At 61.2% G+C, this 9073-nt stretch carries 7 protein-coding genes; 4 read left to right on the forward strand and 3 right to left on the reverse strand.

Going from position 1 to position 9073, the window contains the following annotated elements:
* Positions 1 to 157: 157 nt before the first annotated feature.
* On the forward strand, positions 158 to 3334 hold the full coding sequence (locus NW835_RS07355; RefSeq protein ID WP_414414926.1) for a GAF domain-containing sensor histidine kinase: 3177 nt from the start codon (positions 158 to 160) through the stop codon (positions 3332 to 3334).
* A 91-nt stretch (positions 3335 to 3425) separates the two neighbouring features.
* Here the strand turns inward: NW835_RS07355 and NW835_RS07360 are convergent, their stop codons facing one another.
* Positions 3426 to 4070 carry a class I SAM-dependent methyltransferase gene (locus NW835_RS07360; protein ID WP_414370804.1) on the reverse strand — a complete coding sequence of 215 codons (645 nt, stop codon included), beginning with the start codon at positions 4068 to 4070 and terminating at the stop codon, positions 3426 to 3428.
* Between the two features lie 118 nt (positions 4071 to 4188).
* Here NW835_RS07360 and NW835_RS07365 point away from each other — a divergent pair, with 118 nt between their 5' ends.
* A complete protein-coding gene (locus NW835_RS07365; RefSeq protein ID WP_414370835.1) occupies positions 4189 to 4404 on the forward strand; it encodes a hypothetical protein in 216 nt (71 codons plus the stop codon).
* Between the two features lie 23 nt (positions 4405 to 4427).
* On the opposite strand, the gene NW835_RS07370 is transcribed toward NW835_RS07365, so the two are convergent.
* Together NW835_RS07370 and NW835_RS07375 are read right to left on the reverse strand one after the other, a co-directional pair.
* On the reverse strand, positions 4428 to 5282 hold the full coding sequence (locus NW835_RS07370) for an ABC transporter permease (protein ID WP_414414927.1): 855 nt from the start codon (positions 5280 to 5282) through the stop codon (positions 4428 to 4430).
* A 116-nt stretch (positions 5283 to 5398) separates the two neighbouring features.
* On the reverse strand, positions 5399 to 6418 hold the full coding sequence (locus NW835_RS07375) for an ATP-binding cassette domain-containing protein (protein ID WP_414414928.1): 1020 nt from the start codon (positions 6416 to 6418) through the stop codon (positions 5399 to 5401).
* Between the two features lie 302 nt (positions 6419 to 6720).
* Between NW835_RS07375 and NW835_RS07380 the strand changes: the two genes are divergently transcribed.
* Together NW835_RS07380 and NW835_RS07385 are read left to right on the forward strand one after the other, a co-directional pair.
* Complete coding sequence (locus tag NW835_RS07380; protein ID WP_414414929.1) at positions 6721 to 7734, forward strand: hypothetical protein; 1014 nt, start codon at positions 6721 to 6723, stop codon at positions 7732 to 7734.
* Between the two features lie 280 nt (positions 7735 to 8014).
* Positions 8015 to 9073 (forward strand): class II glutamine amidotransferase (locus tag NW835_RS07385; protein ID WP_414414930.1); only part of this gene is annotated, 1059 nt, incomplete at its 3' end.

Below are 9073 nucleotides of genomic sequence, written 5' to 3' on the forward strand. Positions count from 1 at the left end.
GATAGAGCTATAACATTGGCGAGCGACTCAAGTTGCTCAAGGACTACGTCCCGCTAACGCGAACGGGCTTTTCCGCACCGTACTCCTCGTGCTAGCGGCGCGGAGCGCTGAGTACGGGGCTACCAAGCTACCCGGCTGTGTCGATCCGGATTCGACTTTGTTGATCCAGCTTCAGGCTGCCAACCAAATTGTTCAGGAACTGGTGCTGCTCTCTTCGCAAGAGTCTTCAGAAGCAGTAGAGCCGGAGGTGTGGGAGCAGGGCCTGCTCAAGTTGGCTCAAACCCTAGTGCAGCAGATGGTGAGCCGCCTGGGCGTGGCCTCCGCTCGCCTCTGGTTTTTCGACCTGCAAGAGGGTTGCTTTCGATCGGTGGCCCATGCTGGCCTGCTCAGCCCTGCTCACGCCCAAATTGAGCGAATCTACCCGGATGACAGCCCTATGGGGCGTGTGGTTCAGCAAGGATTGCCCCTCTTGAGCAACAACCCGGATCAAGAGGTCTGGATGCCTGCCCCGGAATGGGTGAAGGCCAATGGCCTGCGGGGCTTTGTCGCCTACCCGATTAACCGGGGGGAGGAGCGGCTGGGCGCTTTGGCTCTGCTGAGCTGGACACCCTTGGAGGCCAGCTTTATAGAAGTAGTGAAGTTCCTTTGTTCCTATACGGCCAGCGCCATTATCAATGCCAAGCTGCTGGAGCGCAGCCGCCGACAGGCGGTGCGGGAGGCGTTGCTCAACCGCATCACCAGCACCGTTCACCGCTTTCTGCAGTGGGATCAAATCGTCAGCACTGCGCTTGGGGAGCTGCAGCACGCTTTTCTATCGAAAGGGGTGAAGGGGCTGAGCCGCTGCTGTTTTTACAGTATCAACCCGGCTCAGGAGACGGTTCAGGTTACCCACGAGGCCCTAAGCCCTGGGCTGGCCCCGTCACTGGGGCAGGTTTACCGAACCCAAGATTTTGGCTCGCTGTGCGAGCGGTTACAGGAGGGACAGGTGGTGCAAATAGCCCTGCCTTTGCTGCCGGATCAGGAACATCTGTTGCCGCCGCAAGGGCTGGCCGCTTTCCATGCGCTACAGGCTCGCTCGGCGGTGCTGATCCCGTTGCAATCGGTGGGCTCAGCGGGAGCAGGGCTGGGGGAGGCCGGCGGCAGGGATCCGCAGACGGGCCGATCCGACCTGGCTGCTGCGCCAGGGGGGATGATCGGGCTGCTGGGGGTATACCTAACTACACCGCACCCCTGGCAGCCGGAGGAGATTGACCTGTTGCGCTCGGTGGCCTACCAACTGGCGATTGCCCTAACTCGTTCCAGCCTGTTTGAGCGGGCCCATCGGCAGGCGGAACGGCTGGCGCTGTTGCACTCGATCACAGCGGCAATTCGCTCCAGCCTGGAGCCCACCACTCTCTTCCACGCGATTACCCAGCAGATTGGTGCAGCTTTTCAGGCGGATGTGTGTATCTTGGCCCTTTGGCAGCCGGAACAGGAGCTGCTGCATCCTGTGGGCATCTATGCACCGGAGCTCACCCCTGCCGTGCGCGTAAGCGGGACGGAGCCCCTGCTGGATGCCCCGCTGACGGGATCCCTCCAGCAGCCCTGGGCGGAGCCGGGGATCCCGCTGGAATTGTCGGAAACGGTTCAGGCCAAGTTGCGCTTGGCAGCCAGCCTGTTGACCACCTTGAAGGAGCCGGTGGTGGTGCCGGAGCCGCAGAACCTCCAGTCTTGGGACAACCTGAAGCCGCAGCGGCAGGGAAGCGGGTTGTTGTGGGTGCCTTTGTTTGCCTCTGACCATCCGCAGCGACAACAGGAAGTGTTGGGGGGGATTGCTCTGCTGCGCTACCCTCGCGGCGGATCCCTGGCTCCTTCCCCCTGGCAGCCGGAGGATCTGGAGTTGGCGGAAGCCGTGGCTGAGCAGGCAGGGATCGCCCTCAAACAAGCGCAACTTTACGAGCAAACCCGCATCTCGGCCCAGCGGGAAAGCCTGTTGCGCCAGGTTGCCCAGCGCCTCAGCGGCACCTATGATCCCCACCAAGTGGTAGAGATTGCTCTGGAGGGCATGGCGGAAGCTTTGCAGGTCGATCACTGTACTTTGGTGGCGCCGCGGAGCGGCTATGGGCCGAGCGCTCAACAGCTTGCAGCCGCTCCACCCTCAGAACCCCTCGCCATTCTTCAGGAATACCGCCGTCAGCCGGGGATCCCCTGCCAGGTGGGGCAGACGTTGCCCCCTGAGCTGAGCCAGCTCATCGGGGTAAATTGCTACACCCATCTGGACACGCTGCTGATCCCCGATGTTCAAACCTTTCCGCTGCCTCCTCCCACCCGCCAGACGCTGTTGCAGAAGGGTATCCGCTCCCTACTGTGTGTACCCCTAGTTACCGATGCCAACCAGATCGCGGGTGTGCTCTGCGCCTCCATTCCGCCCCTGGCGACGGTAGGCCGGAAGCCTCCCGCTGCCGATACTGCCCCCGAAGCCGCCGGATTTTCCCCTGCAGATAGGGACTTGGTGGAAGCGCTGGCGGACATTGCGGCAGTGGCGCTACAGCGGGCCTCCTTCTACGAGCAGGTTCGCCGTCAAGAGGCAACGGCAGCAGCCTTGCAAGGACTGACCGAGGGGCGAGAGGCGGAAAGTCGTCGCCTGGCCGCCGATCTGCACGATCAGACCCTGGCGGATCTGGGAGCTCTGTCTCGTCAGATTCAGGAGCTCGCCAGCAATCCGACCCTCAGCCCTGTCGGTCAGGCTCAGCTACGCGCCATGAGCGTCCAACTGCAGGAGACCATGGCTGAGTTGCGGGGGATCGTCGAGGATCTGCAGCCGCTGGCCATGCGGGCTTTTAACCTGGGCCCGGCTCTGCGCAGCCTTCTAGAACGGGCGGCCCAGCGTTCTCCTCACCCGCTTCTCACCCGCTTCGACAACCGCGCTGATGACCTGCTCTCCCGTCTCAGCCCCGCCTGCCAAAGCAACATCTTTCGGATCGTACAGGAGGCGCTGAACAACATCGTCAAACACGCAGGGGCACGGCGCATCGACATCACTATTCAGCCCAAGATCCAAGCCGGTAGCGGAGCAGAGGAGCCTTCTGTCAATCCCAAAGCCCCCTACACTCACCTGGAGCTGAAGATCATCGACGATGGCCGGGGCATGCCGGAGTTCAACGGTGGGGTGGATCAGGAACCTGGCCACGGCCATGGATTGCTCAACATGCGCTACCGAGCCGAGTTAATTGGGGCAACCATCACCTGGCGCAACCGCCGCTTGGGTAGCGGCACAGTGGTGGAGCTGCAGATCCCTTTGCCGCCCCCTTCTGAGGTTGGCCCCAGGGATCCCTTCACCCCCGCTGTTCGGTAGGGAGCAACCTGCCTCCCAGGGCCGGGGAACTGCAGCCGCATGCAGGTTGGAGTCCAGAAATCTAAGGGCGCCACACGCGAGATGGATGGCCTCATGCCTCGGTTCGCCGCCCAACCACGGCGTAGAAGGGATCCCCACCGGCCAAAAAGGCAAGCCAACCCAGGGGAGCAGGCCGCTGGATCACCTCGACGATCTCGAACCCCGGCACCGACTTAAAATAGCGCTTGACCAGCTCCACCCGCTCTGCTTCCGAGCTATCCCGCCAGGCCTGGATTGCCTTCTGGAAAAACATGCGGTTGGAGAAGCTGACAATGAAAAGGCCCTGGGGCCTGAGGATGCGATATACCTCGGCAAACACCTCTTCCGGCTGCTGCAGGTACTGCACTGAAACTGCGTTCAGCACCGCATCAAAAGTGCAGTCCGGCAAAGGCAGGAGCGGGTTTTGGTTGAGGTTCTGGACGAAGAAATGGTTAAGGCGGGGATTGGCTGCCAGTTCCTCAGCATTCATCCCATGCCCTTCCACATGGGCAAAGTCTATCTCCGGCGGCAGGTGGGAAACCCAACTGCTCATTAGATCGAGAATGCGGGTCTGGGGCCGCAAATGCTCACGGTACAGATCGGTGAGCTGGCCGATAAAGCCGGCATCTACGTGGGTTACAAAGCGGGGATGGCTGTAAAAGAGGGCATCGTCACTGGGATCCAACTTGGAGCGCTGCCAATCTTCAAGAACGGCCATGGCAAAAATCCTTTGCAAAGCTTAATCAAAGCTAACATTCTGGAACTCCCTCACGGGGGGGCGGGCGTGATAGCGTAGCAGGGCAACGGTGGCAATTTTCGAGGGATCTCTTGCCGTGATGTCTGCGTCTTACGCTTCCGCTACAGCTCGCTCCTCTTCTGCCGCTGGCTTTGTCCTGCGCGACTATGTAACCGAACTCCAGCTCCACATGGCTCTGCAGGCCCGCAGCCTCACCCCTCCTCTACATCTCTCGCCAGCAAAGGACAGCCCTCTAGCCCTGGTGCAGCAAGCGCAGGCGGAGCTGGAGAAGTCCGTCTCCCGCCAGTGGCTTTGAGGGGCGCAGCCTGGGCAAAGTGCTCAGGCCAAACTCTTGCGCAGCACCCCCTGTACCACCAGAACCGACACCACCACAAACCCCGTCAAGAGGCTCAGGGATCCCGCCAGAGTGAGATCGCCCCAGGGGGCCTGCAGCACCACATCGGCAAAACTCCAGGTGCTGCTGCGATAGACGTGGCGGATGGGCTCGATGGCAAAGGTGAGTGGGTTGAGGCTGGCCACCCAGCGCAGCCAGGTGGGCATAAAGCTGAGGGGAGCCAAAGCGGTGCTGGAGAAAATCAGGGGTAAATTGACCAAGAAGATAAAAGCCAGCAACTGCTGGTGCCCCGGCATGGCAAAGGCCAGGCCTAAGCTCAGGGCTGTAAAGCCCAAGACCAACAGGCCCACAATCAGGGCCACCACCGCCAAGCCCCGCCCGTCCGGGATCCCGCCTCCGAGGGCATAGTCTGCCCCCACAATCACCGCCGTCTGCAGCAGCGCCAAGCTGATAATGAACAGGCTAGAGGCCAGCACGATGGAAAAGCGAGAGGTGAGGGGAGCCACCAGCAATCGGTTTAAAAATCCAAATTCCCGGTCGAAAATCACCGGCACGCCGGCATTCAAGGCCCCGCCAAAGGCCGTAAACACGATCACGCCTGCCCCCAAAAACTGGGTGTAGTTTTGTCCGGCCCCGAAAATGCCGGCAGGAGCATTCTGGAACAAGGCCCCGAACAAAATCAACCAAAGCAGCGGCTGGATGATGCCGACCAGCAGGGTTGTGGGGCGACGCTGCAGTTGGATAAACAAGCGGCGGGTAAGGGCAAAAGTCTCCTGCCAAAAGTCGGCTGTAAATAAAGGAATTGGGTTGGATGGAACTGGGGAAGCGGTAGAGGTCATACCAAAACTCCTGTAGGGTTGCAATCAATCAATGCAGTGTCCAATCGAGCAGCCAACTAGTATCTCGATATGCGCTTGCACAGGGATCACCAGGGTTTAATAGGGAGGTGATGAAGTTACTTTTTCTTTTTGCCTAAGTTGGACTCGGCAGCGGCCAGCTCCGCATCCAGGAGCGTTTGCCCGGTTGCTGCCAAATACACGTCATCCAAGCTGGGGCGAGATTGGGTGCTGCTGAAGATCTCCAGACCGTGGGCCTCGAGCTGGGCGCGGATCTGGCTGAGGGGATCCTCCCCATTGCGCCGCACCACCAAGTTGAGGGCGTTGCCCTGGGCGCTGTTGATCACCACTTTTTGGACAAAGGGCAGGGATGCCAGCAGTTCGGCTCCCCGCTGGGCCAGTTCTGGCGGCGCAAACTCCTGCAGCTTGAGGGTGATGCGCTCGCCGCCGACGCAGGCCTTTAGCTCTTCTGGGGTGCCTTCGGCAATCACCTTGCCGCGGTCGATGATGGCCACCCGGTCGGCCAACAGGTCGATCTCCTCCAGGTAATGGCTGCTGAGCACCACCGTCACGCCGGTGTTTTTAAGCTGGCGCAGAAAGTCCCAGATGGCCTGCCGGCTGGGAATGTCTAGGCCCACTGTGGGCTCGTCCAAAACCAACACCTGGGGCTGGTGGAGCAGTCCTGCCGCCAGATCTAGGCGTTTGCGCAAGCCGCCGGAGTAGGTGCCGATGCGTTGGTCGGCGCGGTCGGCCAGCCCCAGCAATTCCAGGACAGCAGCGATCCGCTCTTGGGCCAGAGGCCGCGGCAGGTGGTAGAGATCCGCCTGCAACTGCAACAATTCTCGCCCCGTCAGCACCTTATCCAAGGCCACCTCCTGGGCAACAAAGCCCAGCTTTTCGCGTACCGCCTTGGGATTTTCATTGACCGGGATCCCGCACACCTCGATCCGGCCTGCATCAGGGCGCAGCAGGGTGCACAGGCAGTGCAGAGTGGTGGTTTTGCCGGCGCCATTGGGGCCCAGAAGGCCGTAGATCTGGCCGGGCTCTACTTGGAAGGAGACATCCGCCACCGCCACGGTGGATCCGTAGCGCTTCTGGAGTTGTTGAACCAAGACCGCAGGGGTATCTGACATGGGCATCCACCTTTCGCTCCCTCTAGGCTATCAAGCCGGCTCAGGAGAAAGGAGTAGCGATTCCCTCAATTCCTCCCTCCCTATCGCCGATCCCATGGCTCCCAACTCCATAGGGATGGTGGGATCCAGATCGAGGCTCAGGATATAGTGGTTCAGGCCATTGGGTTAGGCGCGGGCGGATCCCTGCCCATCTTGCCATTGAGTTCGGTTGGGCTAAACCGTCGCCAACGGTTGTGGAGAGGAGAGGAATGCTGAAGCCAAAGCTTGCCTGCCGGCCCCCCTTGCCAGCTTTCCCCAAAGGGGGCTCTGTGGCAACCCTTGTAACTTTGGTAACCTTTGCCCTTGGCCTGGTCGGCTGCGGCGAGGCGACAACTCCGCTTAGCCCGCTGGAAAATGCCTTTTTGCGAGCTGACGACTTTGAAATTACAGGGGGATCCCCGACAGCAGGCGGGGTGGGGCCCTACCTTCAGTTCAACGTGCGGCGGCAGCGGGACAACCAGATCTTAAATCGCCCCTTCAACGTCTATGTGGAAAATGCGGGGCTGGCGGAAGGGCGACCTCCTCTGGTCGATAACCAAAACCGCCCCATCCTTCTCCAACGCTCGGTGGCTTTTTTGGGCAACGGCCTGGACTTGAACAGGGATGGCCAGCCGGATCCGCCTCCCAGAGAACCTCCCAGCCTCGACAGTGGCCCGCTGCTGCCCTATGCGCCGCCCAACAACTGGCAAAGCCGCGCCGTCCTCGCCTACGTCCCTGGCCAGTCCAGTATCCCCGGACGGGGCCCCGGCGACCGCTTTGGCCTCTACTTCTCCTCCATCCTGCCCTACAGGGGGCAACTTCGCTTCCGCGCCCGCGACGAGCTGGGCAACGCTCCCGCCCGCATCTTTGAGGTTACTTATCCCCCGGCACCCAGCCGGGCCAACGTCACCGTCACCTTGGCCAACGTTAGCGCCAGCCCCCAAGAACCGGTGCTCATCGCCATCTGTAACCAGTTGGGAGCTGCTGCCGTGGTGGGCCTGCGGAGCGGCACCTTTACCGAGCTGGTGGATCTTTTGCCGGCCCCCAGCTTGCCGGTGGATCCCAGCTTGAGCGAGCCCATCCGCTACGTGGCCGAAGCCTATCAGTTTAACCGCGAGCGAGCCGTTATCCGCGTCTCCCAGAATGCTGCGGATCCCAGCCGCATGAGCGTTCCCCTTTTGGGATCCGAGGGCGCAACCGGGCGGGCAGACCTGACGATGGTGAACGCCATGGGGGATCAGCTCACCTGCTTTAACGAGCAACTCTCTGAGCTGCGAAATACATTTTCCGACTTCTTCAGATAACAGTTAAATTGCTGGTTGCGGCAAGGAGAGGTGGGGCAAGCTGGAGCATACGACCTGGTTTTCTCCAGTTGGCGAAAGTCTACGCAAGAAGCCAGCAGAAAAAAAACTCGAGGCACCTGTTCACAGTGAGCCTTTCGTGGTTTTCTTCGCTGATTCCGATGGCTTCCCCAGCAAAATCCAGCCTGACGTGGGGCTGCCCTCTTTTCCGGTTGGATGGAATTGCGATATGCTAGTTTCCCAACTCTAACAACGTGAACGATTCCCAGCCGTTTTTCCTCCTATGACCCCCCATCGCTCCCAGGTCTCGGTTCCTATCCTGCAGGAAAGCTGGCACTTTCAAGAGCGGGATGCCTGCGGCGTCGGGTTCCTGGTGGATCGCCAGGGGAGGGCCAGCCACGAGCTGTTGCAAAAAACCCTCGCTGCCCTTACTTGCATGGAGCACCGCGGCGGCTGTGGCGGCGACAACCAAAGCGGCGATGGAGCCGGCATTACCACGGCCATTCCCTGGGCGCTGCTGCAGGCAGAGAGGGAGGAGATCCGAGCTTGGGATCCCCGCCGCAGTGCCGTGGGTATGGTGTTCTTGCCCCCGGATCCCACCGAGTGCCAGGCGGTGCGCCAGCTCATCGACGACTACCTGGCCACCACGGAGTGGGGACAGCCCCTCTGGCGCCGGGTGCCGGTCAATCCAGACTGCCTGGGGCCAATGGCACGGCAAACCCTGCCCTCCATCTGGCAGATGCTTCTTACCCATCCCAGGCTGGAGGGAGATGAGCTGGAGCGGCAGCTTTACCTCTTGCGGCGGCGCCTGCGGCGGCAGGGGGAAAGCCGGTTCGGCTTTTACTCCATCTATTTTGCTTCTCTCTCCTGCCGGCTCATCGTCTACAAAGGTATGGTACAGTCAGCCGCGCTGGGCCAGTTTTACCGCGATCTGCACAACCCCCTCTACGCCACCGCCTACGCCACCTACCACCGCCGCTTCAGCACCAACACGCTGCCCCGCTGGTCGCTGGCCCAGCCCTTTCGCTACCTCTGCCACAACGGCGAGATCAACACCTACCTGGGCAATGTCAACTGGATGGCTGCCCGCGAGCCCTCTTTGGCCCATCCCCTCTGGGGCGAGGCCATCGAGGAGCTCAAACCCGTCATCGATCCCGGCACCAGCGACTCGGCAGGCCTGGACGCGGTCTTTGAGCTCTTGGTTGCCTCCGGCTACTCCAGCCAGCAGGCAATGATGGTGCTGATCCCGGAAGCCTACCGCCACCAGCCAGAGCTGCAGGATCACCCGGAAGTGGTGGACTTCTACGAGTTTTTCGCTGGCCTGCAGGAAGCGTGGGATGGA

The sequence above is a fragment of the Synechococcus sp. OH2 genome, assembly GCF_047462155.1.
In the GTDB taxonomy this organism is placed as follows: domain Bacteria; phylum Cyanobacteriota; class Cyanobacteriia; order Thermostichales; family Thermostichaceae; genus Thermostichus.